The 25,139-nt window shown below is 73.8% G+C and carries 15 protein-coding genes; 3 read left to right on the top strand and 12 right to left on the bottom strand.

Annotated features, from left to right (window positions below; all coding sequences use genetic code 11):
• Positions 1 to 52: 52 nt before the first annotated feature.
• A complete protein-coding gene (locus ACWZEH_RS24430) occupies positions 53 to 1,324 on the bottom strand; it encodes a S8 family serine peptidase (protein WP_456193249.1) in 1,272 nt (423 codons plus the stop codon).
• Positions 1,325 to 1,443: 119 nt separating this feature from the next.
• On the opposite strand from ACWZEH_RS24430, the gene ACWZEH_RS24425 reads away from it, so the two are divergent.
• Complete coding sequence (locus ACWZEH_RS24425; RefSeq protein ID WP_456193248.1) at positions 1,444 to 4,776, top strand: right-handed parallel beta-helix repeat-containing protein; 3,333 nt, start codon at positions 1,444 to 1,446, stop codon at positions 4,774 to 4,776.
• 91 nt (positions 4,777 to 4,867) lie between these two features.
• Here the strand turns inward: ACWZEH_RS24425 and ACWZEH_RS24420 are convergent, their stop codons facing one another.
• The 11 genes from ACWZEH_RS24420 to glgX all read right to left on the bottom strand — a co-directional run bounded on the left by ACWZEH_RS24420 (position 4,868) and on the right by glgX (position 21,916).
• Entirely contained in the window at positions 4,868 to 6,205 is a 1,338-nt protein-coding gene (locus tag ACWZEH_RS24420) for a hypothetical protein (RefSeq protein ID WP_456193247.1), read from the bottom strand.
• Positions 6,206 to 6,314: 109 nt separating this feature from the next.
• A complete protein-coding gene (locus ACWZEH_RS24415) occupies positions 6,315 to 9,758 on the bottom strand; it encodes a hypothetical protein (RefSeq protein WP_456193246.1) in 3,444 nt (1,147 codons plus the stop codon).
• A complete protein-coding gene (locus ACWZEH_RS24410) occupies positions 9,755 to 10,531 on the bottom strand; it encodes a type VII secretion system-associated protein (RefSeq protein ID WP_456193245.1) in 777 nt (258 codons plus the stop codon). The genes ACWZEH_RS24415 and ACWZEH_RS24410 overlap by 4 nt, the downstream gene beginning before the upstream one ends.
• Before the next feature lie 8 nt (positions 10,532 to 10,539).
• Entirely contained in the window at positions 10,540 to 11,667 is a 1,128-nt protein-coding gene (locus ACWZEH_RS24405; RefSeq protein ID WP_456193244.1) for a sugar-binding transcriptional regulator, read from the bottom strand.
• Positions 11,664 to 12,218, bottom strand: coding sequence for a YkgJ family cysteine cluster protein (locus tag ACWZEH_RS24400; protein ID WP_456193243.1), 555 nt, complete (start codon positions 12,216 to 12,218; stop codon positions 11,664 to 11,666). Before ACWZEH_RS24400 ends, ACWZEH_RS24405 begins: the two co-directional genes overlap by 4 nt.
• Positions 12,215 to 12,877, bottom strand: a complete 663-nt coding sequence (locus ACWZEH_RS24395; protein ID WP_456193242.1) for a hypothetical protein — start codon at positions 12,875 to 12,877, stop codon at positions 12,215 to 12,217. Before ACWZEH_RS24395 ends, ACWZEH_RS24400 begins: the two co-directional genes overlap by 4 nt.
• Positions 12,878 to 13,748: 871 nt before the next feature.
• The gene (locus ACWZEH_RS24390) at positions 13,749 to 14,252 is read right to left on the bottom strand and encodes an ATP-binding protein (RefSeq protein WP_456193241.1); all 504 of its coding nucleotides are present in this window, start codon (positions 14,250 to 14,252) and stop codon (positions 13,749 to 13,751) included.
• Positions 14,253 to 14,524: 272 nt separating this feature from the next.
• Positions 14,525 to 15,292 (bottom strand): enoyl-CoA hydratase/isomerase family protein, encoded by a 768-nt coding sequence (locus ACWZEH_RS24385; RefSeq protein WP_456193240.1) that lies wholly within the window; start codon positions 15,290 to 15,292, stop codon positions 14,525 to 14,527.
• A 151-nt stretch (positions 15,293 to 15,443) separates the two neighbouring features.
• Positions 15,444 to 17,315: an ABC transporter ATP-binding protein gene (locus tag ACWZEH_RS24380; protein WP_456193239.1), complete on the bottom strand. Its 1,872-nt coding sequence runs from the start codon at positions 17,313 to 17,315 to the stop codon at positions 15,444 to 15,446.
• Complete coding sequence (locus tag ACWZEH_RS24375) at positions 17,312 to 19,129, bottom strand: ABC transporter ATP-binding protein (RefSeq protein WP_456193238.1); 1,818 nt, start codon at positions 19,127 to 19,129, stop codon at positions 17,312 to 17,314. Before ACWZEH_RS24375 ends, ACWZEH_RS24380 begins: the two co-directional genes overlap by 4 nt.
• Positions 19,130 to 19,627: 498 nt before the next feature.
• Positions 19,628 to 21,916: a glycogen debranching protein GlgX gene (gene glgX / locus ACWZEH_RS24370; protein WP_456193237.1), complete on the bottom strand. Its 2,289-nt coding sequence runs from the start codon at positions 21,914 to 21,916 to the stop codon at positions 19,628 to 19,630.
• Positions 21,917 to 22,285: 369 nt separating this feature from the next.
• Here glgX and ACWZEH_RS24365 point away from each other — a divergent pair, with 369 nt between their 5' ends.
• The gene (locus ACWZEH_RS24365; protein WP_456193236.1) at positions 22,286 to 23,506 is read left to right on the top strand and encodes a L,D-transpeptidase; all 1,221 of its coding nucleotides are present in this window, start codon (positions 22,286 to 22,288) and stop codon (positions 23,504 to 23,506) included.
• Between the two features lie 317 nt (positions 23,507 to 23,823).
• On the top strand, positions 23,824 to 25,071 hold the full coding sequence (locus tag ACWZEH_RS24360; protein WP_456193235.1) for a L,D-transpeptidase: 1,248 nt from the start codon (positions 23,824 to 23,826) through the stop codon (positions 25,069 to 25,071).
• Positions 25,072 to 25,139: the final 68 nt, after the last annotated feature.

Raw genomic sequence — 25,139 nt, 5'->3', positions numbered from 1 at the left:
CCTTTGGTCCCGGCCCGGTGTCGAGGACACCGGAGCCGGGAACCGGGGCGGGCTACCGGCCCGCGGGGGTGTCGCGGGTGCGGGGGCCCGGCGGGGCCCAGCCGCGGGCCCGGCCCCGGGGGACGACCGCGGCGGCGGCCGCGAGGAGGAGGACGAGCGCCAGGCCCGCCGCGGCGACGGTGAGGGAGCGCCGGTGGGGGGCCGGGTCGGCCGGGGCCGGCATGTGGGCCGGGACCGGTGCGGCCGGGGACGCCGTGTTCCGGTCCGGGACGACGGTCAGGGCGGCGTACGGATCGAGCCGGGGGGTGTCCGACGGGTAGGCGGCGGCGAGGATCTGCCGGGAGACCTCGTGTGCGGTCAGTTCGGGCCGGTAGGCGCGGACGAGGGCGGCGGCGCCCGCGGTGCCCGCCGCGGCCAGCGAGGCGCCGGAGCCGATGTAGTGGCCCGTGCCTTCGGGACCGACGCTGACCATGCCGCTGCCGGGTGCGGCCAGGTCGGGTTCGTGGGCGGGCGGGGCGTTCTTCTGCCGTACGCCGCCCGACCCGAAGTCCACGACGGCCAGCACGTCCGGCACGGCGGCCGGCCAGTACGGCCCCTCGGGCATCTCCCCGTCGGGGCCGCGTTCCTCGCGGGTCACGGCGTCCGGGGCGGCGGGGGCGACGACCAGCGCGTCGCGCCGGGTGGCGTGGGCGACGGCCTCGGTCAGCTCGGCCCGCCCGGTGCGCAGCGCCTGGCCGACGTAGATGACCTTCGCGCCGCGGTCCGCGGCTTCGCGGATGCCGAGCGCGACGCGTTCCGCCGAGGGCACGCCGCGGTCGTCGGTGCCCTGCAGGGCGAGGATCCGGGCCTCGGGGGCGACGCCGGTGATGCCGCTGCCCGTCCGGGGCGCGGCGGCGATGAGGCCGGCGGCGAAGGTGCCGTGGCCCACGCAGTCCTTGCCGGCGCCGCCGACGGCCGTCACCCGCCCGGACAGGCCGGGGACGCCGGGGGCGACACCGGTGTCGACCACCGCGACGGTCACCCCGCCGCCGCGGGTGATCCGCTGGGCCCGCGACAGCCCGAGTGTGGTCTGCGACCACGCCGCCCTGGTGGCCGTCTCGTCCGACTCCCCGGTGCAGGGGTTGCCCTCGCCGAGCCGGACGGGCAGCGGGGGCAGCAGGGTGGTCCCCGGGTCGTCGCCGGAGGTCGCCGACGGGGCGCCGGACGCGTGGGGCGCGGCCGGTGCGGCGAGGGCGGTCCCACAGGTGACCGGCAGGACGCCGGCGATGGCGACGGCGATCGCCGGCGCGAGACGAGCACACCGGTATTTCATGACATTCCGCATGAAGTGCATGATATGCACATGACACGCTTGGGCGCACGCCGCGCCCACGGCCTGATCCGCCGGACAGGCCCCGGGCGCGGCGAGTCGAAGTCGCGGCAACACAAGGAGGTTCGAGGCGCGTGGCACGGCAAATACTCACGGTCGACCCGGAACGGTCGGACGGCTACCGGACGATCGGTGAGGCACTGGCCCAGGCGCGCACCGGGGCGGTGATCCGGGTCCGTCCCGGCCGCTATGCCGAGAACCTGGTCATCCGCAACCGGGTGACGATCGTCGGCGAGGGCGAGCCGGGCACGGTGGAACTCTGCCCGCGGAGCGGCACCGCCGTCAGCCTCATGGCCGACGCCGTGATGCTCAGCGGTCTCACCATCCGGGGCCGCGACAAGGAGGCGGCGGTCGTCGACGTACCGGCCGGCCAGGCCGCCCTCGACGGCTGCACGGTGACCGGCGCGGGCTGGACGGCACTGCTGGTGCGCGGCAAGGGCTCGCTGGCCGCCCGCGGCTGCCGGATCGGCAATCCGGGCGGCGCGGGGCTCGTCGACTCCTCGGAGAGCGAAAGCATCGTCGAGGACTGTGTCTTCGAGAACTTCGGCACGTCCGCGGTGGTCATCGGCGAGACGGCCTCGCCGCTGGTGCGCGACTGCCGTATCCGGGGCGCGCGGGCCAACGGCGTCCTCGCCAGTGGTGAGGCCAGGGGCACCGTGGAGGGCTGCGACATCTCCGGCACCGACAAACCGGCCATCGCCCTGGAGGGCCACAGCTCGACCCGGGTGCTGCGGTGCACCGTCCACCACACCTCGGTGGGTCTGCTGGTGTCGAGCATGTCCCGGCCGGAGATCGAGGAGACGACCTTCGAGTCCATCGCGCAGAGCGCCGTCGTCGTCTCCGGCGGGGCCGACCCGCTGCTGGCCCGGTGCGTCACCCGGCGCACCAAGAACAGCGGACTGCTCGTCCTGGACCGCTCGCGCGGCACCCTGGAGGGCTGCGCGTTCCACAGTTCCACGGAGGCCGCGATCCGTGTGGTCGAGGGCAGTTCGCCGCTGCTGCGGGACACCGTGGTGAGCGACTGCGCCGACACCGGCGGGGCGGTGCTCCTCGCGGACGACTCCACGGCCGAGTTCGACCGCCTGGAGGTGCTGGACGCGGCGGGCGTCGGCATCGCGGTGCGTTCCGCCGCCAACCCCCTGCTGCGCCGGGCCCGGGTGGTCGGGGCGGGCGGCCACGGCATCGAGATCACCGACGACGGCCGCGGGCGGCTGGAGCACTGCGAGGTCGAGTCCGCGGGCGGCTGCGGCCTGAGCATCGACGACGACTCCGACCCCGAGGTCAGCGACACCGTGCTGAACTCCGCCGCCCGCTCGGGTGTCGTCGTCGGCGAACGCGGCCGGGGCGTCCTGCGGGACTGCGAGGTCAACGACAGCGCCGACGCGGGCATCACCGTACGGGACGGCGCGGAGATCACCCTGGAGCGGGTCCGGGTGAGCGGTGCGAAGGCCCACGGCATCCAGGTGGCGCGCGGCGGCCGGGCCGCGCTCACCGGCTGCGAGGTCGTCGGCAGCACGGGCGACGGCGTACGGATCGACAGCGCCGAGCCGGTGGACGTCACCCGGTGCGTGGTGCGCGACAACCGCGGCGCGGGTCTGCGCCAGAGCCGTGCGAGCGAGCGGCTCTCGGTCGACCAGCTGACCAGCGCGGACAACGGTCTGGCGGACAGCTGGGGCGAGAGCGCCGACCTGCACGGCGAGGACGGCGGCGCGGGCGGCTCCGGCAAGGAGTCGGGGCCGCAGAGTCCGCTGGCCGAACTGGAGGCGCTCATCGGCCTGGACAACGTCAAGCACCAGGTGAACACGCTGGTCAACCTGAACCAGCTCGCTGAGCGCCGCCGCCGGCTCGGCATGCCGGTGCCGTCGATGAGCCGGCATCTGATCTTCGCCGGGCCGCCCGGCACCGGCAAGACCACCGTCGCCCGCCTCTACGGCAGCATCCTGGCGGACCTCGGCGTACTGCGCAGCGGTCACCTGGTGGAGGTCGCCCGCGCCGATCTCGTCGCCCAGATCATCGGCGGTACGGCCATCAAGACCACCGAGGCGTTCACCAGCGCGCTGGGCGGCGTGCTGTTCATCGACGAGGCCTACACCCTCACCCCGGAGGGCTCCTCCAACGACTTCGGCCGCGAAGCCGTCGACACCCTGCTGAAACTGATGGAGGACCACCGCGACGACGTGGTCGTGGTGGCGGCCGGATACTCCGAGCAGATGGAGTCGTTCCTGTCCGCCAACCCGGGTCTCGCCTCCCGCTTCACCCGCACCATCGAATTCGACAACTACGCGGTGGACGAGCTGGTGACCATCACCGAGTCCATGTGCGCCCAGCACCAGTTCGAGCTCGGGCCGCTGACCCGTCAGGCCCTGGCCGTACGCTTCGAGGCGATGACGCGCGACGCTTCCTTCGGCAACGGCCGTGCGGCCCGAGGGGTGTTCGAGGACATGGTGGACCGGCAGGCGTTCCGCCTCGCGGCGATGACGGACCCGGCCGAGAACGACCTGACGCTGCTGCTGCCGCAGGACGTCGGGGACGAGGAGGCCGCGGCCGTCGGAGGCGACGGCGGCACGGGACAGGCCGGGGACGACGTGGTCGACCCGATGGCCGAACTCGACGCCATGGTGGGCCTCGGCGCCGTGAAGCGGGAGGTCACCGATCTGGTGAGCCTGCTGTCCAACGCCCGGCAGAGGATCGCGGCGGGGCTGCCCGCCCCCCGGATCAGCAACCACCTGGTCTTCAGCGGGCCGCCCGGCACCGGCAAGACCACCGTCGCCCGGCTCTACGCCAGGCTCCTGCACTCGCTGGGGGTGCTCCCCCGCGCCTCCCTGGTGGAGGTGGCGCGGGCGGACCTGGTCGGCCAGTACGTCGGCCACACCGCGGCCCGCACCAAGGAGGTCTTCACGGGCGCGCTGGGCGGCGTGCTGTTCATCGACGAGGCCTACACCCTCACCCCGGAGGGCTCCTCCAACGACTTCGGCCGCGAAGCCGTCGACACCCTGCTGAAACTGATGGAGGACCACCGCGACGAGATCGTGGTCGTGGTCGCCGGGTACACCGAGGAGATGGAGCGCTTCCTCGCCTCCAACCCCGGTCTGACCTCGCGGTTCTCCAAGTATGTGCAGTTCGAGGACTACAGCACGGACGAACTGGTCACCATCGTGTCCCGGCACGCGGCCTCCTCCGGGTACGAGTGCGCCGACGACACCCTCGCGGCACTGCGCGCCCATGTGGACGCCATACCGCGCGACCGGTCCTTCGGCAACGCCCGGCTCGCCCGGCAGCTGCTGGAGTCCATGATGACCAGCCAGGCCCGCCGGCTGGGCGGACTCCAGTCGCCCAGCCTCGCCGACCTCACCACGCTGCTGCCCGAGGACCTGCCGCCCACGCGGCGGCAGCGGGCCGCCCTGTGAGGCCGCGCCAGGCCGCGCGGTGAGGGCGAACGCCCGCCGGAGGAACATACCGGCGGGCGTTCGTCTGCCTGTCGGACCCCTCACCCCCCGCTCACACGGTGAAGCGGACGGATTCCAGCCAGAGGTGCGGCTCCGTCGATCCGCCGAAGACCCACGGGTCGACCGTGTCGCACGCCAGGCCTCCCCAGTCGTGCCCGCCGACGCGGTGGTTCTGGCAGACGTGGCCCCCGCCGACGTCGATGGCGAAGCCGCTGAGGTTCGGCGCGCTCTGCCTGGAGCTTCCCAGGACCAGGCCGATACCGTTGGCCGCGCTCTCCCACTTGGTCGTCCATCCGTCCTTCTGGATGAACTCGTTGGCGGACATGCCCTTGGTCCCCGACACCGCGATGTTCAGGGCCTTGATGCCCTTGCCCGTGCCGCCCGCGACGGCTCCGTCGCACCGCGGGCTCTGCCAGCCGGTGTCCTTGACATAGGCGCGGTAGCAGATGTGCCGGCCCGGGTTCGACGCGGCGAGACGCTGGACGGCGGCCCCGGCGGTGTTCGCCGGGAGCTTGGGCGGCGGGTTCTCCTCGACCTTCTCGGCCTCCGCCGTCTTGGCCGTCTCCGCCTTCTTCTCCGTCTGCTTCTTCTCCGTCTCCTTCTTCTCGACCGGCTCACGGGGCGGCGCCGACGTCAGCACCGGCACGGGGGCCTTGACGACGGGGGTCGGCTTGGCCGTGGACTTCTCGGCCGACGGCTCCGGCGAGGGCTCGGCCGGGGCGTACGCGCCCTTCGGCACGTCCAGAGGCTCCTCGTCGAGCAGGGTGTCGGAGCCTGCGGCCACCTCCACACTGTCCTTCTTCGTCTTGCCGTCGTCCGTGGCCCAGATCAGCAGCGGCACGGCGAGCAGGACGGCGCCGGCGATACCGGCGGCGGCGAGCAGCGGCTTCTTCGGTTTGCCGGACGGCGGTTCACCCGCCCCGCCCGCGGCAGCCGCACCGGCGGCGCCCGCCGCGCCACCGGCTGCCGCCATGCCGCGCGCCGAACCCTCGGCCTCCGGGGCCGCCTGCGCGCGTGCCTGCGCCTGCGGCTGCGCGCCGAGCGCGGCGGCCGGGCCGGCGGTGGCCGCCGTGACCGCGGTCGTCGCGGTGGTGGAGGAGGAGGGGGCGGCCGTCGTGGCCGGTTCTGCGGCCGTGGCGCCCGTGGCGCTCGTGGCGCCCACCGCGGCGGACTGCGCGGGTGGCGCCTCGCTCTTGTCGCTTTCGTTTCTCTCATTGGCGCCCGTACCGCTCGCCGGGGCGGCGGACGGCCGTGCGGCGGGCACCAGCATCGCGCCCGGGTCGGCCGCGGCCGGGCCCAGGGACACCGCCCGGCGGACGGAAGAACCGCCCGTGGCCTGGGGTTCTCGCTCCGGCCCGTCCGGGGACGACCGGTTCTGGCTGCTTGTCATCATTCTCCTTGGACTGTGTACGTGATCGGTGGTGCTCTCTGTCCTTGGGCTGCCCGGGCCGCGGGCTGACCGGGCGGAGCGCTTCCCCCCGCGTCACCCTCGCCCGTCGCTACCCGTCCTGGCCCACGGGCCCGGTGCAGCGCTCCGGCCAGCCCCGGCCCCCGCCGACGCGGTTCTCCTTGGAGAGCGCCTCCTCGAGGTGCGCGAGCGCCTTCAGGTCCAGTCCGCTCAGTTCCTCCGACCCGTCCATGTAGGCGGTCGCGTTCCCGGGGAGCTCACGGAGGAGCACCACCGAGGGGCCTGCGGGCACGGTCCGTACCCCCAGCACCCGGAAGCCGGTCCCCGGCACGAAGACGATCTCTTCGTTCGTCTGCGCGGACCCGGTGGGCCGGTCGATCAGTTGCCGTACCTTGCGGCCGGTGACGGACCAGATCGCGTACCGTACGGCGGCCCCGGCGGGGAGAGCCGGGGTTCCGGCCAGCGCGCTGACCGGGCCGGGGTCCTGCAGCAGCGTGCCGACCCCGGGCTCGGGCCCGGCGGGGTCCCCGCCGCGCAGTGCCACTCCGCGATAGGAGGGCAGCCGCCGCAGGGCGGACGCCAGGCAGCCGGCGTAGGGCAGCAGGCGCCCCTCGCCGGAGTGCAGGTCCCGGATCAGCTCGCGAGGGTGCAACGGCCCCTCCTCGGTGGTGAGGTAGGCGTGCGCCGCGACGAGATCGATCCGCGCGGCCTCCAGTTCGTGGCCGCGCAGCGCGGGCATCCGGGTGAGCAGCCGGGAGACCGCGGCGGCGTGCGCTTCCCAGGCCCCCGCCGCGAACTCCCGGAACGCGGCCCGCTCGGCGGCCCCGCTGACATGCCCGGGGACGAAGGGGAGGTGCGCGGAACGCGCTTGGCGGGGCGAGGGCCTCGGGGTGGCGGGGGCAGACGCGGTACCCGGCATCGGGGCGGCCTGCGGGGCCGGGGTGCCGGGGATCCCGGTCCCGGTCGCCGGCCGCGCCTCGGCTCGCGGCGCCCTGCGACCGGTTCGGGCGCCGTGCGATGCCTCGCCGGTGTCCGCACCCGTGCCGGTGTCCGTGCCCGTGCCGGTGTCCGTGCCCGTGTCCGTGTCCGTGCCCTCGGCGTCGAGCCCTGGGGGTACGGTCCGGCTGCCGTCACCGGCCTCGGGTTCCGACGCCGTACGGGCCCCCGCACCGGTCGGTGAACCACCGGACGGGACTGCCGTCTTGGCGTCGTCCCCCGGCCCTTCCCTCCCGGCACCGCTGCCGGAACCGGCGTCCGCCGCCGCACCGGCCCGGGACGCCGTACGGGCCTTTGGCCCAGCCGCAGGTCCAGGTCCAGGCACGCCCCCGGGGCTTGAACCAACGGACGGGACAGTTGGCTTGGCCTCCGGCGCCGGCTCTCCGGTCAGGGCCCCAGTACTCCCGCCGGTCCCGGTGTCCGACGCCGCGCCGGCCACGGACGCCCCGCGGTCACCCGGACCCGCCACCGATCCGGACCCGCCACCACCGCGGACCCCACCGTCACCGGCCTCCGAACCACCGGACGGGACAGCCGGCTCGACCTCCGACACCCGCCCCCCGGACAGAACCCCGACATCCCCGCCGGTCCCGGTGTCCGGCGCCGCGCCGGCCACGGACGCCCCGCGGTCACCCGGACCCGCCACCGATCCGGACCCGCCACCACCGCGGACCCCACCGTCACCGGCCTCCGAACCACCGGACGGGACGACCGACTTGCTGTCAGCTTCTGCCGTTCCGGTCCCGGTGTCGCCGTTCGGGCCGGTTTCCGGCGTCGTACGTCCAGGAGTGCCACCGGAACGACCCGTGCCCCCGCCCACCCGTGGGCCCTCGGGCGCGCGCGACGACTTGGCGGCGGGGCGGCCGGGCGGCCTGCCGCTCGCCGGAGCCACGGTCGAAGCGGCGGCCGCTGCGGCTGTTGCCACTTGGCCGCTCTCCGTCCCGGTCCCGGGCCGGCGTCCGGCCGGCGGCGGTGCCGGCAGGGAGGTGAGCCGGAGGTCCGGCGGGGGTGCCGCCGCCGCGACAGAGGCACGTTCCCCGGGCGCCCCGGCGGGCGCACCGGCCTCGGCCGTACCGGGGCGGCGGGCCGCGGTACCGGCACCCGTGCGGCGTGCGGCGGTGACGTAGCGGATGCCCGGCACGCCGTGTTCGGCGGCCAGCCGGCGCAGTTCGCCGTCACCGCCCACGAGCCGGCCGCGCACCAGCAGGGTGGTCCGCGCCCGGGTGTCGGCGCCGAGACCGCGCAACAGCCGGGACAGTGCGGGCAGCAGGGAGCCGTCCAACGGCTGCCCCGGCATGCCCAGTTCGATGGCGCACACCTCCGGGTCCACGGCCGGGCCCACCGGCCCGGGACGCGGGCCGTCCTGTGCCCACAGGGCGAGTCCGGCCCGGGTGACGGTGGCCTGCCAGCGGTCCGTCAGCCGTACGGTCCCCGGTTCGGTGCCGCCGAGGATCCAGTCGGGCATGTGGGTGGCCACCGGCCGGGGAGCGGGCGTACGGCCCTCGGCGTCGGTGGGCCCGCAGACCACCGCGGACACGAACGGCTGCCAGCTCGGCCTGCCGTCCCGTCCTACCAGGGTCGGCCGGGGGTCCGCTCCGGGCGGTGCGTGGTCGGCGATCAGCGGCAGGCCGGTGAGCACCTCGATCTCGGCTCCCAGCAGGTCGGCGACGGACTGGCCGAGCCGCAGCAGGTCGCGCCGGCCGCCCGGCGCGAGCCGGACACGGGAGCGCTGGGCCACGGGCAGGGTCGCGAGGACGGCAGCCACCTCGTCGGCCGCGACGTCCTCCGCCTGCGGGGCGCCGACCAGGACCGTGGGACGTTCGAAGTCGACGGGCACCGCGAAGCACAGGTCGTCGGGGGCCGGGCCGGGGGCCTCCGCCGGGCGGATCACCACGCCCGCCGGTATCCGGTCCACCACGCAGCCGCCGGTGGTGCGCACGGGCACCCGGCCCAGCGCCTCCTGCCAGGCGGGCGCGGGGGCGCGCGGGCCCAGCCTGCGGGGTGCCACACCGGGCGCGAACCGCCACCATCCGGGTCCGGGGCGGGCGGTGCCGTGGACGAAGAGCACGCCGCCGGGGGTGACCAGTACGGTCCCGTCCGGGGCGATGACCTCCAGTTCCCAGGCGTCGGCGATCCGGCGGGCGACGCTGGGCCGCTCGGGCCGGTCGTCCCCGGCGCCGGGCATGACGAGCCGGACCCGGTCGGTGCCCTGCGAGCGAAGGGTGTCCAGCAGGGCGCCGAGCCGCGCCCAGTGCTCGGCACCGGCGGGTCCGCCTCCGGCGGCGGAGCCGACGATCACCGTGACGACGTCCTCCTCCGTGCCGACGGCGCCCGCCACTTCGAGCAGGGTGTCCAGCGGGAAGGAGTCGTCGTCGACCGAGCGGACCAGCAGGACGCCGTCGACGTCCTCGACGGGCGGGGCACCGACGGCCCCCTGGTCTTTGGCGCCGCCGTGCGGCTCGGCGGCGGGACGCCGGGTTCCGCGCCCCGTACCGGACCTGCCGCCGCGGCGCGGGACGACGGACGACCAGCGGCTCACGCGTCCGTCCCCCGTACCGGGTGAACGGCCTCGGTCAGCACCCGCGCGGTCCGCTGCCGCACACCGTTCTGCCGCTCTCCGGACGACTCGCGTACGTCCGCTCCGTCCTCCGTGCCCGATCGGACCGCGTCGCGTACGGCGTCGACGTCCAGCAGCATGCCCACCGCGGCCGAGGGGTTCAGATAGAGCGCGTGCCCCTCGGGAATCCGCGACACGAGGTCGGCGACGCCGACGAGTTCGAAGGCCAGGCGCCCCGCGGTGTGCAGGAACGCGGGCGAGGTGAACACCGGTACGACGGGGGTTTTCTCCGGGGTCGCGGCGCTCAGCGGACCGCCGTCCGGTCCGGTCAGCACGGCGACCTCACGGCCCACGAGCGCGGCCGTCACCGCCTCGCCGGGCCCGTAGCCGGTCGAGGCGAGCTGGACGGCGTGGTCCACCTCGTCCTCCGGTTCGGGCCAGCCGAGCGCGAGGGGGGACGGCCGGTAGTCGGGGTTCTCCTCCCACTCGACGATCTCGCCGTCGGGGTCGGACCGCCAGCGGCCGGGCATCGCCCACTGTGGCGGCCGCTCCCGACCGGACCACATCGGGTCGACGACCCCCAGCCAGTGGTCCGGGGCGAGCCGGCCGGCCTCACGGATGTCGTCGGGCACGGGCGGAAGCTCCGCGCCCGTGCCCGTGCCCGTGCCCCCGTCCGGGCCCCCGCCCGTGCCCGTGCCCTCCGACGCCGTCGGCCCGCTCACGGCGACGGCACTCCCGGTGCCCTGCTGGGTCATTGCTGTCCTCATTCGGTGGTTCGGGACGACGAGACCGTCCGCGCCGTGTCGTCCGTGCCGTCGTGCCCCAGCAGACGGCGGGCGGTCGTCGTGTCGGTGACGACCGAGGTGAGCAGGCCGGCCTTCAGGACGGCGCGGATCGCCTCGGCGCTCCGCGCACCGCCCGAGACGCCGATCAGCTCGGGCACGGCACGGAGTTCGGCGGCACTCGCGCAGATCATGCGGGCGCCCAGCTCCGTGTGGATCACCTCGCCGGACGCGTCGAGGACGTGGCCGGCCACATCCGCGCACGCGCCGGACGCCCGGTACGTCTCGCGTTCCGCGTCGCCCAGGGCGTCGTACATCGTCGACAGGCCGGGACCCCACGCGCCGATGCCGAAGACGGCCCGGGTGATCCGGCCGAAGCGGTGCACCGTTCCGGCGATGGCCGGCTGGCTCCTGAGGACCGCCGCGGTCGCGGCGTCCGGCAGGGCGAAGGGGGTGTAGAGGGGGAAGGCGGGGCCGCCACCGGCCGCGGCGGTGCGGCGGACCGCCGCGACCGCGGGATCGCGGGCGAGGTCCGGTCCGTGCACTCCGGTCAGCTGGACGACGTCGCACGTCGGCAGCCGGTTGACCGCCTCGCTGAGCGCGTCCACCTCGGGGCTGCCGTCCAGCCCGATGACGTCGCCCTCCTCGGCGGTCTCCGAGAGCAGTTGGGCCGCCGCCGTGCCGAGCCAGCGGCTGACCCGGTGCCGGCCCGCCGGGCGCGCCCCGCCACCCTCCTCGTCCTCGCCGTCCGTCAGGTCGACGACGACGGCGTGCCGGAGTCCGAACCGCTCCGCCAGTGCCTGCCCGAGCTGGGCGTCGATCTCGGCCGGGACGGTGATGTCGATCCGCACGATGTCGTGGGCCACCGCCGCGTCCAGGAGGCGGGCCACCTTGAAGCGGCTGATGTCGAACTCCTTGGCGATCTCCACCTTCGACTGGTTGCCGAGGTAGAACCGCCGGGCGACGGAGGCGGCGAGGAGCCGGTCGAGCGGTGCGGAGGGGGCCTCCGGCCCGCCGGGCCCGGCCAGGTCGTCGCGCCGGACACCGCGAGGTTCGCTCAGCCGTTCGTCCAGCCGCTCGTCCAGCCGCTCGTTTCTCTGCGGTCTCATCGGCCGGTCCGGTCGGGGCCGAGCAGGAAGTCGTAGAGCTCCCGGGCGGTGCGCTCCCGCTTGCCCCGCTCCACGGCGGCGTTCCACTTCCGGGTCAGGCGCCGGTGCTCCGCCCATGCCTCCCGGTTGCGTTCGAGGTCACGCCGGTACGTGGTCAGTTCCATGGCGGCGAGATTCCACGAGTCCGGTCCGCAGACGGTGTCCTGTCGGATGCCGACCGCGCCCCGTTCGAGGGTGGTCGGGAAGTTGCTGCACACCAGGGGGCGGTGGGCGTAGACACCGCAGCGGGCCTTGCCCGAGTCGATCTCCATCAGGAACACGCAGCCGCCGGTCTCCGGCCTGCGCACGAGATAGAGGTCGAGGGTCGGCCCCTCGGGAACCAGCTTGAATCCCGTGTCGTCCTTGAGCAGGGTGATGAACTCCTCGGGGTGCAGCGCGGTTCCGGCGGCGACCCTGCGCATGTCGGCGGCGGTGACGCCCACCTTGTACCTCCGGCAGCAGTCGCCCGTGCAGGTGGCGCATCCGGCGACATTGACTCCGCTTCCGTTCACGACGTCGCCTCCCCGGGCCAGGCCGTGCCCGCCTCGCGGGCGGCGTACGCCTCCAGGAGGTAGCGCTGGAAGTCGCGGATGCCTGGTTCGTCGTCGGCCGGCTTGGCGCCTTCGTACTCGGCGGCCAGGGCGTTCCACCGCTTGACGACCTCGAACCAGTGGTCGCGGTCCGCCGTCCAGTCGTTCCTGACCTCCGCCAGCAGCTTCTGGTCGAGGTCTTTCTCGGTCCACCGCCGGGGCCCGCCGGGCGGCGTGGCACCGGACGTCGTGGCACCGGTCTGCTCGGCATCCGCCGCCGGGGCCGGGGCGGTGCCGTCCCCCAGGTGGGCGGGGTACGCCCGGCACGAGACGGGAGCGAGGTCACCGAGTCCGCAGTGGCCGAGGCCACCGGAGGTGCGCAGCAGGAAGACGCAGCCGTGCGAGCCGTTCGCGAGGCGGAGGTTCACCCGGCGCCGGCCGCCGTCCGTGACGATCCCGGTCGGATCGTCGGCGGTCGCGGGCGCGGTCTGCGTGACATGCCAGGGCTCCAGGGCGAGGGCCCGGGAGATGCGGGCGATGTCCGGGCCGGTGACGAAGCGCGCCCCGCGGGTGCAGAGGTTCTCCGTCCGGGAAGCATGCCATTCGGCGCGCGTACGCAGCGCACCGCCAGTCGTCAACACGTGGCTCCTTTCATCAGGGCCTCGTCCCCCGCGCGTGGCACGTAAGCCACCCGTGGTCAACGGCGTCGGACGTGGCCACACCTTGTCGCCGGACTGCCGGGCCGGGCGGGCCGACAGGCAGCCGAATGGGGAGAACGGGCCGGCCGGCTTCCAGGAGCAACCGCGGCAGAAGCAGGCAGCGCCGCGGAGGACCGACGTCGACGGGACCGTCGGTGTCCCTCACCTCCAGCGGCCCCTGCACACGAAGGAGCAGTGCGTTCGCGGCCCCATGGCTCACTGAGACTCCCACCGGACCAAACCCCCAACGGGTTCTGCGCAGCGCCCGGAGCGACCGCGCCCCGGGTCGTCGACGCGCCAACGCACGTCGCCTGCGGGTAGTTCACTCGTACCAGATGATCAATACATGGCGAGGAGAAGACATCTGAGGGACTCCAAGAGGACGTTGTGGCGTGTGAGATCGCACCAGTCGCAAACCTTCGACGGTCAGAAGTTGACATTTCCACGCATCAAGGCGCCATGGCGCTTTCACCAGTACACCGACGACCCCGTGGACACCGATGTCGCCGGTTTCCCCGACCGCGCCGTCCTGGAGGAGTGGGCAGCGCCTGAGGGGTCCTTGCACCATGCCCGCCCGGGTCGCGCGGCCCGGCACCGCGCCTCGCCGCGTTGCCACAGAGCCCTGGTGGCTCCGCCACCAGGGCTCTGTGGCGCCTCGCGATGCTCCCCCACTGCCTGAAAGGCGTGGGCGGTACCCCCGGCACCGGACCACGCGACCTCATCGGGCGCTCACAGTGCAAGGACCCCTGAGAGCCCGGCGGCCGACGCTCCCGCTCCCCTGCCGGAACTCCCGCTCCGCTGCCGGTGCTTCGGCTCAGCCGTCGGTGATGCGCATGTCGAACCAGGTCGTCTTGCCCCGGGGCAGGAGGTCGACGCCCCAGCGGTCGGCAAGGGCGTCGACGAGGAAGAGGCCACGGCCGCTGACGTCGAGTTCCTGGACCGGCATGAGGCAGGGCAGGCCGCGGGACGGGTCGCGGACCTCGACTCGGATCCAGCGGGGGCGACGGCGCAGCCGGAGGCCGAAGACGCGGGCGCCGGTGTGGCGCACCGCGTTGCCGACGAGCTCGGAGACGAGGAGGACTGCGTCCTCGGTGATCGCCGCCCCGAGGCCCCAGTGGCGCAGGACCACGACCTGGGTGAGCCGGCGGGCGGTGGCCGCGGACTCCGGACGGGACGGCAGCGGGACCTCCGCCTGTGACGGATCGCCGAACAACTCCAGTACTTTCTGGGCGTGTTCGTCCTCGACCGTCGGCGACCAGCGCGACGCGGTCGCACGTCCGTCTCCCCGCGGCTGTTCCCTGCCATCCAGCCCCGCCATGCCCCCATCATGGACGTCCGACGGGGCGTCCGGGGCCGTTCCGGCGGAATGCGCCCCCCGTACGCCCCACCGCGGGACAGCCCGGCGGCATATGCCCCTGACACTTAGAAGGTGCCGACGGTCCGCTCGGCCTGCGGAGACGGCTCGCTGTGCGGCAATCGACAGGATCCCTCGACACGACAGGCTTAAGGGTGCGTCAAGGCACCCATAAACCACCCCATCGAGGGACTCGGATCAGACATCGCGTCAACCGCAAGACCCCGTAGGAGGGTTCACAGGAACCTCGCCTTGCCGGGGCCGTCCTCCACGAAGCTGCGCATCCCCCGCTCGCGGTCCTCGGTGGCGAACAGGGCCGCGAACCAGGTGCGTTCGACGGTGAGGCCGGTGTCGATGTCGGTCTCCAGACCGGCGTCGACCGCCTCCTTGGCCGCGCGCAGGGCGATCGCGGGACCCTTCGCGAGTTTCGCGGCCCACGCGTGCGCCTGCTCGTAGACCTCGGCGGCGGGCACCACCCGGTCCACCAGACCCAGCGCCAGCGCCTCGTCGGCCCTCACCTGACGGCCCGTGAAGATGAGGTCCTTGGCCCTGGACGGGCCGATGAGGCGGGCCAGACGCTGGGTGCCGCCGGCCCCCGGAATCAGTCCGAGCAGGATCTCGGGCTGGCCCAGCTTGGCGTTCTCCCCGGCGATGCGGAAGTCCGCGCAGAGCGCGAGTTCGCAGCCCCCGCCGAGCGCGTAGCCGGTCACCGCGGCCACCACCGGCTTGGGGATGCGGGCCACGGCGGTGAAGGAGTCCTGCAGGGCGCGGGCGCGCAGGACCATCGCGGTGTGGTCCATCGCCTGCATCTCCTTGATGTCCGCGCCCGCCGCGAACACCTTCTCCCCGCCGTGGATCACCACGGCACGCACGTCGTCGCGGCGTGCGATCTCCTCGGCGAGTTCCTTCAGCCGGTCCTGCGTGGCGACGTCCAGCGCGTTCATGGGCGGGCGGTCCAGGCGCAGCGTGCCGACGCCCTCGGCGACTTCGAGATGTACGGTCATGGCAGCAGGTTAACGGCGACTAACGGCAACCGGCCCGGTGCGGTCCATCACACCCGGCCGAGGGCCCGGGGCCGCCCCCTCCGGCAGACACGGCACGGCGACCGACGACAACGGCCCCGGTGCCGTACCTCGCACCGGAACCGCTCGCGCGTTACGCCAGGCTGTCCCGCCACGCCCGGTGCAGGTCCGCGAAGCGGCCTGTGCCCGCGACGAGTTCGGCCGGGGGGCCGTCCTCCACGATGCGGCCGTGTTCCATCACCAGGACGCGGTCCGCGATCTCCACGGTGGACAGGCGGTGGGCGATGACGACCGCCGTACGGCCCTTCAGCACCGTCGCCATCGCGCGCTGCACCGCGCGCTCGCCGGGGATGTCCAGTGAGCTGGTCGCCTCGTCCAGGATCAGTACGGCGGGATCGGCCAGCAACGCCCTTGCGAAAGCTACGAGTTGGCGCTGGCCGGCCGAGATGCGGCCGCCGCGTTTGCGTACGTCGGTGTCGTAGCCGTCCGGGAGGGAGGTGATGAAGTCGTGCGCGCCGATCTCCTTCGCCGCCTGCTCGATCTCCGCGCGGCCGGCCTCCGGGCGGCCGAGGGCGATGTTGTCGGCCACCGTGCCGGAGAACAGGAACGCCTCCTGCGTCACCATGACCACACCGCGCCGCAGCTCGGGCCCCGGCAGGTCGCGCAGGTCGACGTCGTCGAGCAGGACCCGGCCTTCGGTGGGGTCGTAGAAACGGGCGAGCAGCTTGGCCAGTGTCGACTTGCCGGCACCGGTCGAGCCGACCACGGCGACGGTCTGCCCGGCGGGGAGGGTGAGGTCGAAGCGGGGCAGCACCTCGCCGCCGGTGCGGTACGCGAAGCGGACGCCGTCGAAGACGACCTCGCGGCCGGGGTGCTCCGACCGCGGCTCCGGCAGCTCGCGGGGCGCCGCGGGCTCCGGCACGGACGGGACCTGCGCCAGCAGACCGGCGATCTTCTCCAGTGAGGCCGCCGCCGACTGGTACGCGTTCAGGAACATGCCCAGCCGGTCGATCGGGTCGTACAGCCGCCGCAGATACAGCACCGCCGCCGCCAGCACACCGAGCGCGAGCGTCCCCTCCGCCACCCGGTGGGCGCCCCACAGGACGGCCAGCGCGACCGTGGTGTTGGCGGTCACCCGGGAGCCGACCACATAGCGGGCCATCTCGAGGAGCGCGTCGCCGTTGGCCCGCTCGTGCCGCCGGTTCAGCTCCCGGAACGCGTCGTCGTTGGCGGACTCGCGGCGGAAGGCGCGCACCGGACGGATGCCGTTCATCGTCTCGACGAACTTCACGATCACCGCGGCGATCGCCGTGGACCGCTGCCGGTACACCTCGAAGACCCGCCGCCGGTAGGACCGTACGAGTGCGTACAGCGGGACGAAGGACGCCACCGCCACCGCGCCGAGCCCGAGGTCCAGCCAGAGCAGCAGCACCGCGATGTAGACGCAGGACACGAGGACCGTCACCAGCTCCTGCAGGCCCTCCTCCAGCAGTTCCCGCAGCGACTCGACGTCCGTGGTGGAGCGGGAGATGAGCCGGCCCGAGGTGTAGCGCTCGTGGAAGTCGACGCTGAGCGCCTGCGCGTGCCGGAAGATGCGGCCGCGCAGATCCAGCAGCACGTCCTGGCTGACCCGGGCGGCGGCGGCGATGAACGCGTACTGCAGCACGCCGCCCGAGGCCGCGCACAGCAGATAGCCCACCGCCACCGCGATCAGCGGCCCGTGGTCGGCGGACCGGAACGCGGGTACGCCCCGGTCGATCGCGTACGCCACCAGCAGCGGGCCCGCCTGCACCGCCGCCTGCTGGAGCAGCAGCAGAAGCGCCGTCAGGGCGACCCGGCCGGGCATCGGTGCCAGCAGGGAGCGCAGCAGGACACCGCTGGCTCCCGGCGGGGTGGGCAGGACGTCCCGGTCGAAGGGGTCGCCGGCCGCCGGAACCGACGGTTCGCCGTCCTTGTCGTTCTTGTCGTCCCCGTCGCGGACGGGCGTGGTGGGGGCCGCCGTCATCGCTGCTCCTCCTTCTGTCCCACCGGGTCGCCGGCCATCAGGCGGGCGTACTCGGCGTTGGTGCGCAGCAGTTCGTGGTGGGTGCCGACCGCCGTGATCCGGCCGCCGGAGAGCAGGGCGACGCGGTCGGCCAGCAGGACCGTGGACGGGCGGTGCGCCACGATCAGGGCCGTGGTGTCCGCGAGCACCCGGCGCAGGGCCGCCTCGACCGCGGCCTCCGTGTGCACGTCGAGCGCGGACAGCGGGTCGTCCAGCACCAGGAAGTCGGGCCGGCCGACCACCGCGCGGGCCAGCGCGAGACGCTGTCGCTGCCCGCCGGACAGGCTCAGCCCCTGCTCGCCGACCTGGGTGTCGGTGCCCTGCGGCAGCGCGTGCACGAAGTCGGCCTGCGCCACGCCCAGCGCCCGCTCCAGCTCGTCCTTCCCCGCGGCGGCCCCGGCACCCATCAGCACGTTCTCCGCCACCGCGGCCGAGAACAGGGTCGGTTCCTCGAACGCGACGGAGACCCTGCACCGCAGCTCCTCGCGGGACAGCGCGGTGATGTCCGTGCCGTCGAGGGTGATCCGCCCCGAGGTCGCCTCGTGCAGCCGGGGGACCAGGGCGGTGAGCGTGGTCTTGCCGCTGCCGGTCGCGCCGACCAGGGCCATCGACTCGCCCGGACGGATGTGCAGGTCGACCCGGTCCAGGACGGGCGGGGACCCAAAAGGGGCGTCGGGGTAGCGGAAGGTGACCTCGTGGAAGCGCAGCCCGTCGTCGCCCGCGGGGGCGGCCGGCGTCCGTGCGCCGTGGGGGCCCGGCTCCTCCTCCTCGGTGTCCATCACCTCGAAGTACCGCTCGGTCGCGGTCGCCGCCTCCTGGCTCATCGCCAGCAGGAAGCCGATCGAGTCCACGGGCCAGCGCAGCGCCAGGGCCGTCGACAGGAACGCCACCAGGGTGCCCGCGGACAGGTCCCCGTCGGCCACCCGCATGGTCCCCAGCACCAGGGTCGTGCCGATGGCCAGTTCCGGGAACGTCACGATGACGCTCATGATGGCGCCGAGCAGCCGGGCCTTGCGCAGTTCCGTCCCGCGCAGATCCTCGGACAGCTTCCGGAACACCCGGGCCTGGCTGCGGTGCCGTCCGAACCCCTTGATGACGCGGATGCCGAGCACGCTCTCCTCGACGACCGTCGTCAGATCGCCGACCTGGTCCTGCCCGAGCCGCGACGCCCTGGAGTACCGCTTCTCGAAGATCAGGCAGGTGACCACCACCGGCACGACGGGAATCAGGACGACCAGTCCCAGAGCCCAGTCCTGGACCAGCATGATGATCACGCCGACGAGGATCGTCACCCCGTTGACCAGGAGAAACGTCAGCGGGAAGGCCAGGAACATGCGCACCAGCATCAGATCCGTGGTCCCCCGGGACAGCAACTGCCCCGACGGCCACCGGTCGTGGAACGCCACCGGCAGCCGCTGCAGACGCCGGTACAGGCCCGCCCGCATCCCCGCCTCGACGCCCGCCAGCGGACGCGCCACCAGCCACCGCCGGAGCCCGAACAGCAGCGCCTCCGCGAGCCCGAGCAGCAGCAGGTACAGCGCGCCGAGCCACACACCCGCCGGATCCCGGTCGGCGATCGGGCCGTCCACCATCCACTTCAGGACCAGCGGGATGACCAGGCCGATGCACGAGGCGAGGATCGCGATGACGGCGGCGGTCAGCAACCGCGCCCGCACGGGCCTCACATACGGCCACAGACGCAACAACGTACGGACCGTGGAGGACGCTTCGCGCGTTTCGAGGGGCGGGGGCGGGGGCGGGAGTGTGGTGGCCATCGGCAGCGAGCCTACGGATCGCCACCGACCCTGCCCACCGAGTTTTGGCCGTACCGCGCTCGGCCTTCGGACCTACGACCTGCGGCTCGGGCCGGCCGGACGCGCAGGACGCGGGAGCCGTATCACTCCATCGGCCGATCGGCCGGCGCGTCCCGAGCGGGACGGCCGAGGTGCGGGCCCCCGCCCGCCGGGAGGCCTGATGCCGTGCCCGTCGTCGACGTCCCCGGTCCGCGGTGCGCGCGCCCGCCGCCGAACCCCCGGTCCGCGCCCCTGCCCGCGCGGGAGCGCGAGGTCCTTGCCCCGGCCGCCGGGGGCATCTCCCGCCGCGAGACCGCCCGCGAACCCCTCACCGGCGGGGCGACCGTGAAGACCCGCCTCACCCACCTTGACGCCGAACCCGGCGTCAAGGACCGTGCCGAGGCCCACCCGGGCACGGCACGGGCACGGGCACGGGCACGGGCTGCGCAGCGGACCGGTGTCCGGCCGGGGTGCGGCACGTCACCCGGCCACGCGCAGCAGCAGCACCGTCCGTCCCGCGACTGTGATCGTCGTGTCCGCTGGGTGGGGCGTGGCCGGTGGGGACTCCTGGTCCTCCCGGCCGGTGTCGACGAGGACCTCGTAGCGCTCGGCCCACGGCGGGCCCGGGAGGCGGACGTCCGCCGGCTCGTCGCCGGCGTGGAGGACGGCGAGGAAGCTGTCGTCGAGGACGCGCTCCCCGTGCTCGTCCCGGTCGGGGATGTCCCGGCCGGAGAGGTACATGCCGAGGGTGGCGGTGGGCGCGTACCAGTCCTCCTCGGTCATCTCCGTGCCCCGCGCGGTGAACCAGGCCAGGTCCCGCAGGCCGTCGGCACTGTGCGCGTGTCCGGAGTAGAAGGTGCGGCGGCGCAGCACCGGATGGCGGCGGCGCAGGGCGGTCAGCCGGGACGTGAGGTCGAACAGGGCCTGCCAGTCCGGCCGGTCCAGCAGTTCCCAGTCCACCCAGCCGGTCTCGTTGTCCTGGCAGTAGGCGTTGTTGTTGCCGCGCTGGGTGCGCCCCATCTCGTCACCCGCGACCAGCATCGGCACACCCGTCGAGAGCAGCAGGGTGGTCAGCAGGTTGCGCAGTTGTCGCCGGCGCAGGGCCAGGATGCCAGGGTCGTCGGTCTCGCCCTCGGCGCCGCAGTTCCAGGAGCGGTTGTCGTCGGTGCCGTCCCGGTTGCCCTCGCCGTTGGCCTCGTTGTGCTTGCGTTCGTACGACACGAGGTCGCGCAGGGTGAACCCGTCGTGCGCGGTGACGAAGTTGACCGAGGCGTACGGGCGCCGCCCGCCCCGGTCGTACAGGTCGCTCGAACCGGAGAGCCGGTAGCCGATCTCCCGCAGGCCCGCGGCGCCGGGCCGCCAGAAGTCCCGTACGGCGTCGCGGTACCGGTCGTTCCACTCCGACCACAGCGGCGGGAACTCCCCCACCCGGTAGCCGCCGGGACCCACGTCCCACGGCTCGGCGATCAGTTTCACCCCGCGCAGCACCGGATCCTGGGCGATCACCGAGAGGAACGGGACGCGCATGTCGACGTCGTCCCCGTCCGCGGTGCGGGCCAGCGCCGCCGCCAGGTCGAAGCGGAAGCCGTCGACGCCCATCTCGGTCACCCAGTAGCGCAGCGAGTCCGTGACCAGGCGCAGTACGTGCGGCTGGACGACGTCCAGGGTGTTGCCGCAGCCGGTGTAGTCGGCGTACCGGCGGGCATCGGCCCGGAGCCGGTAGTGACCGCGGTTGTCGATGCCCTTCAGGGACAGGGTGGGGCCCAGTTCGTTCGCCTCGGCGGTGTGGTTGTAGACCACGTCGAGGACGACCTCGATGCCCGCCGCGTGCAGCGCGCGCACCATCCGCTTGAACTCGCCGACCTGCTGTCCGCCCGTCCCGAAGGCCGCGTAACCGGCGTGCGGGGCGAACCAGCCGACGGAGTTGTAGCCCCAGTGGTTGCGCAGCCCCCGCCGCAGCAGATGGTCCTCGTGCGCGAACTGGTGCACCGGCAGCAGTTCCACGGCCGTCACCCCGAGCCGCACCAGATGGTCGATCGCGGCGGGATGGGCCAGCCCCGCGTACGTGCCGCGCAGTTCCCCGGGGATGTCCGGGTGCCGCTGCGTGAACCCCTTGACGTGCAGCTCGTACAGGACCGTGTCCGCCCACGGCGTCCCGGGCCGGCGGTCGTCGGACCAGTCGTCGTCGTCGTGGACGACGACCCCCTTCGGCACGTACGGGGCGGAGTCCCGGTCGTCGCGCACGGTGTCCGCGACCTGTTGCTCCGGCCAGTCCCGGACATGCCCGTACACCTGGGGCGGCAGGCCGGACGTGCCGTAGTCGCCGTCCACCGCGCGGGCGTACGGGTCGAGCAGCAGCTTCGCCGGGTTCCAGCGGGCACCGGTCCACGGGTCCCAGCGGCCGTGCACCCGGTAGCCGTAGCGCGTGCCGGGCAGGACGCCCGGCACGAAGCCGTGCCAGACCCCGTCCGTCAGCTCGGTGAGCCGGGCACGGCTCTCCCCGCCCCGCTCGTCGAACAGGCACAGCTCGACGCCCTCGGCGCCCTGTGCCCACAGCGCGAAGCCGGTCCCCGCCGCCCCGTCCGGACCGGGCCGGAAGCGGGCGCCCAACGGGGCCGGCGGGCCGGGCCGCACGGGCACCGTCACCGGCGGCGGCGCGGTCGCCCGTACGCCGTTCACGGCGGTGGCCGGGCGCCCGTCGCCGGTGCCCCGGTCCCCGGTCACCGCCTCCCGCCCGGCCACCGCCTCCTGCTCGGCTGCGCTGGACACCTGTCAGCCTCCCGCGGCTCATCGTGGGACGACGGCGGGCAGGGGAGTGCGGCCGCCCAGTCCCCTGGGCGTTCCTCGGCTCCGGCCGCGGCTCCCCGGCGCGTCGTCCTCCCCTCAGTTCTGCCCAGAGCGTGCCGTGCACTCACGTTTCCCCGGGGAACGTGAGGGCGCACCCCGACGTTTCCCGGGGCGTACCCTCGCGTGGCCCCCGGAGCGGGGGCGCACACGCGTATCCCCGCGGGGCGCCGGGGCCCGTTCCTGTGGAGCCCGGGGTCCGGGGTGCGGGGTGCGGGGCCGGGCGAGGGCGGGTCCTCCCCCGAGGGGAGGCATGGTCGTTTCCCCACGGCGCACACCGTCGTTGGGCAGCGCGTGAGCCACGTACAAGGGCGCGCACGGCGCGCGAGGGCCGCACTGGCCGCCGCAGTGACATGGGCAGGATTGCTGGCCGGGGCCGTCGGCTGTACCTCGGACGGCCCCGTCGCGGGGGCGTTCGGCCCCCCGGGACCCGAGGAGGTGATCCGGGTCGTGCCCGCCGACGCCAGCAAGGAGGTGCGCCCCGGCCAGGTGCTGCGGGTGCGGGCGTCCGAGGGCCGGCTGGAGTCGGTCAGGGTCGTCCGGTCCCAGGACGCGCGGGAGTCCCCGGTCCCCGGCCGGATCTCCGCCGACGGGCAGAGCTGGGAGCCCGACGACGAACGGCTGGCGCTGGCCGCGAAGTACACGGTCGACGCCGTCGCCCTGGACGACGACGGGCGCCGCTCGGCCCGTCACACCACCTTCACCACGTACGTCCCCGAGCAGCGCTTCATCGGCTACGTCGCCCCGGACGACCGTTCCGTCGTCGGCACGGGGATGATCGTCTCCCTGGCGTTCAACCGCGAGATCGCCGACCGCGCGGCGGTCGAACGCGCCGTCCGCGTCACCTCCCGCCCGGCCGTCGACATCCGCCCGCACTGGTTCGGCAGGGAACGCCTCGACTTCCGCCCCGAGAAGTACTGGAAGCCCGGCACCGAGGTCACCGTCGAACTGGACCTGCGGGACGTCGAGGGCGCGCCCGGCGTCTACGGGCTCCAGCACCGCACGTTCTCGTTCACCGTCGGCCGCGGCCAGGTCTCGGTGGTCGACGCGTCCCGGCACACGATGGAGGTGCGCCGGGACGGCGAGGTGCTCGCCACGGTGCCGGTCACCGCCGGGGCGCCCAAGACCCCCACGTACAACGGGAAGATGGTGATCACCGAGATGCTCGAGGTCACCCGGATGGACAGCCGCACGGTCGGCTTCGGCGGCGAGTACGACATCCCCGACGTCCCGCACGCCATCCGCCTGACCGACTCCGGCACCTTCCTGCACGGCAACTACTGGGCCGAGAACGACGTCTTCGGCGACACCAACGTCAGCCACGGGTGCGTCGGTCTGCGGGATGTGAAGGGCGGCGGCGCGAGCACTCCCGCGGGCTGGTTCTTCGACCGCAGCCTCGTCGGCGACGTCGTCGAGGTGGTCAACAGCAAGGACCGGACGGTCGCCCCGGACAACGGCCTCGGCGGCTGGAACATGAGTTGGGAGAAGTGGACGAAGGGCAGTGCCGTGAGGTGAACCCCGGCGTGCCCCGGCACGGCTTGCACGGCCCTCGACGCAACCCCTGCATGACTCCTGCATGACTCCTGCATGGCCCCGGCATGACCTTGGTACGACCCCGGCACGGCCCCTGAGTGACGCCCTGGGGCCGCCTCCCTGCGCGCGGACGGCCGAAAGGACGCTCCGGTTGTGCGCCCCCGGAGGGTGAAAGTTGGAACGGAACGGTGACACACCAGCCGCGTCCAACCCTCCTGGCCTGTGGTTACTATGCGCCGAAGCGCGCGAGGGGCGTGCGGGGGCGCGGGCCGGGCCAGGCCCGCCGAGGGGAGAAACAAGTGAACGTGGGGCCGATATCGGGGGCGTCGGTTGACGCGCGCAGGCGCGGCGGCAGGAAGCTCGCCGCGCTGGCACTCGGGGTGATGCTGGCGGTCACCGCGTGCGGCGGCGGGGGGACCGGCCCGGGCGCCGGATCCGGCTCGCAGGACGACAGGCCCAAGGACTCCACCGCGGCGGTGAGCAAGCAGTCCGAAGCGGTCATCGGCATAGCGCCCGAGGACGGCGCCGAGTCGGTGAGGACCAGCGGAGCACTCAAGGTCGACGCGGCCGAGGGCAAACTGACCGAGGTGGTCGTCAAGGACCCGGACGGCGGGAGGATCGACGGGAAGATATCCGGCGACGGCGCCCGCTGGACGCCGTCGACCCACCTGGCCGCCTCCACCAGGTACACCGTGCACGCGGTCGCCGAGGACTCCGCCGGCCGCACCGCCGCCGAGGACTCCAGTTTCACCACGCTGACCCCCGAGAACACCTTCGTCGGCACCTTCACCCCCGAGGACGGCTCCGAGGTCGGCGTCGGAATGCCGTTCTCGCTCCGCTTCACCCGGGGCATCACCAACCCCGAGGACGTCGAGAAGGCCATCAGTATCAAGACCGAGCCGGCCGTCGAGGTCGAGGGCCACTGGTTCGGCAACGACCGCCTCGACTTCCGGCCCGAGGAGTACTGGAAGGCCGGGACCGAGGTCACCGTCGGCCTCAACCTCGACGGCGTCGAGGGCCGCCCCGGCGTCTACGGCGAGCAGGCCAAGACCGTCTCCTTCACCGTCGGCCGCAGCCAGGTCTCCGTCGTCGACGCCAAAAAACTCACCATGAAGGTCGAACGGGACGGCAAGGTCGTCAAGACGATCCCGGTCACCACCGGTGCCCCCGGCACCGACACGTGGAACGGTCAAATGGTCATCACCGAGCGGCTCGAGGTCACCCGGATGAACGGCGAGACGGTCGGGTTCGGCGGTGAGTACGACATCAAGGACGTCCCGCACGCCATGCGCCTGAGCACGTCCGGCACCTTCATCCACGGCAACTACTGGGGCGGCGACGCCTTCGGCAACTACAACGCCAGCCACGGCTGCATCGGCCTGCGCGACACCCGCGGCGGCTGGGACAAGAAGGCCCCGGGTTCCTGGTTCTTCGAGAACTCCATGATCGGTGACGTGGTCGTCGTGAAGAACTCCAACGACGCCACCATCGCCCCGGACAACGGTCTCAACGGCTGGAACATGTCCTGGGAGAAGTGGAAGGCGTGACCACGGGACGCCCCGGCCGTGCCGTGCCCTCCGGCCGAAGTCTTCCCATGAAGAATTAAGGAAGGGCC

It is taken from the genome of Streptomyces yamdrokensis (assembly GCF_053890455.1).
This window is presented reverse-complemented; position numbering and strand designations above follow the sequence as displayed.

Bases quoted from the DNA above. Each gene is read 5' to 3' on its own strand.
- ACWZEH_RS24430 (WP_456193249.1), bottom strand. From the start codon at position 1,324: ATGCGGAATGTCATGAAATACCGGTGTGCTCGTCTCGCGCCGGCGATC.
- ACWZEH_RS24420 (WP_456193247.1), bottom strand. From the start codon at position 6,205: ATGACAAGCAGCCAGAACCGGTCGTCCCCGGACGGGCCGGAGCGAGAA.
- ACWZEH_RS24410 (WP_456193245.1), bottom strand. From the start codon at position 10,531: ATGACCCAGCAGGGCACCGGGAGTGCCGTCGCCGTGAGCGGGCCGACG.
- ACWZEH_RS24405 (WP_456193244.1), bottom strand. From the start codon at position 11,667: ATGAGACCGCAGAGAAACGAGCGGCTGGACGAGCGGCTGGACGAACGG.
- ACWZEH_RS24390 (WP_456193241.1), bottom strand. From the start codon at position 14,252: ATGGCGGGGCTGGATGGCAGGGAACAGCCGCGGGGAGACGGACGTGCG.
- ACWZEH_RS24385 (WP_456193240.1), bottom strand. From the start codon at position 15,292: ATGACCGTACATCTCGAAGTCGCCGAGGGCGTCGGCACGCTGCGCCTG.
- ACWZEH_RS24380 (WP_456193239.1), bottom strand. From the start codon at position 17,315: ATGACGGCGGCCCCCACCACGCCCGTCCGCGACGGGGACGACAAGAAC.
- ACWZEH_RS24375 (WP_456193238.1), bottom strand. From the start codon at position 19,129: ATGGCCACCACACTCCCGCCCCCGCCCCCGCCCCTCGAAACGCGCGAA.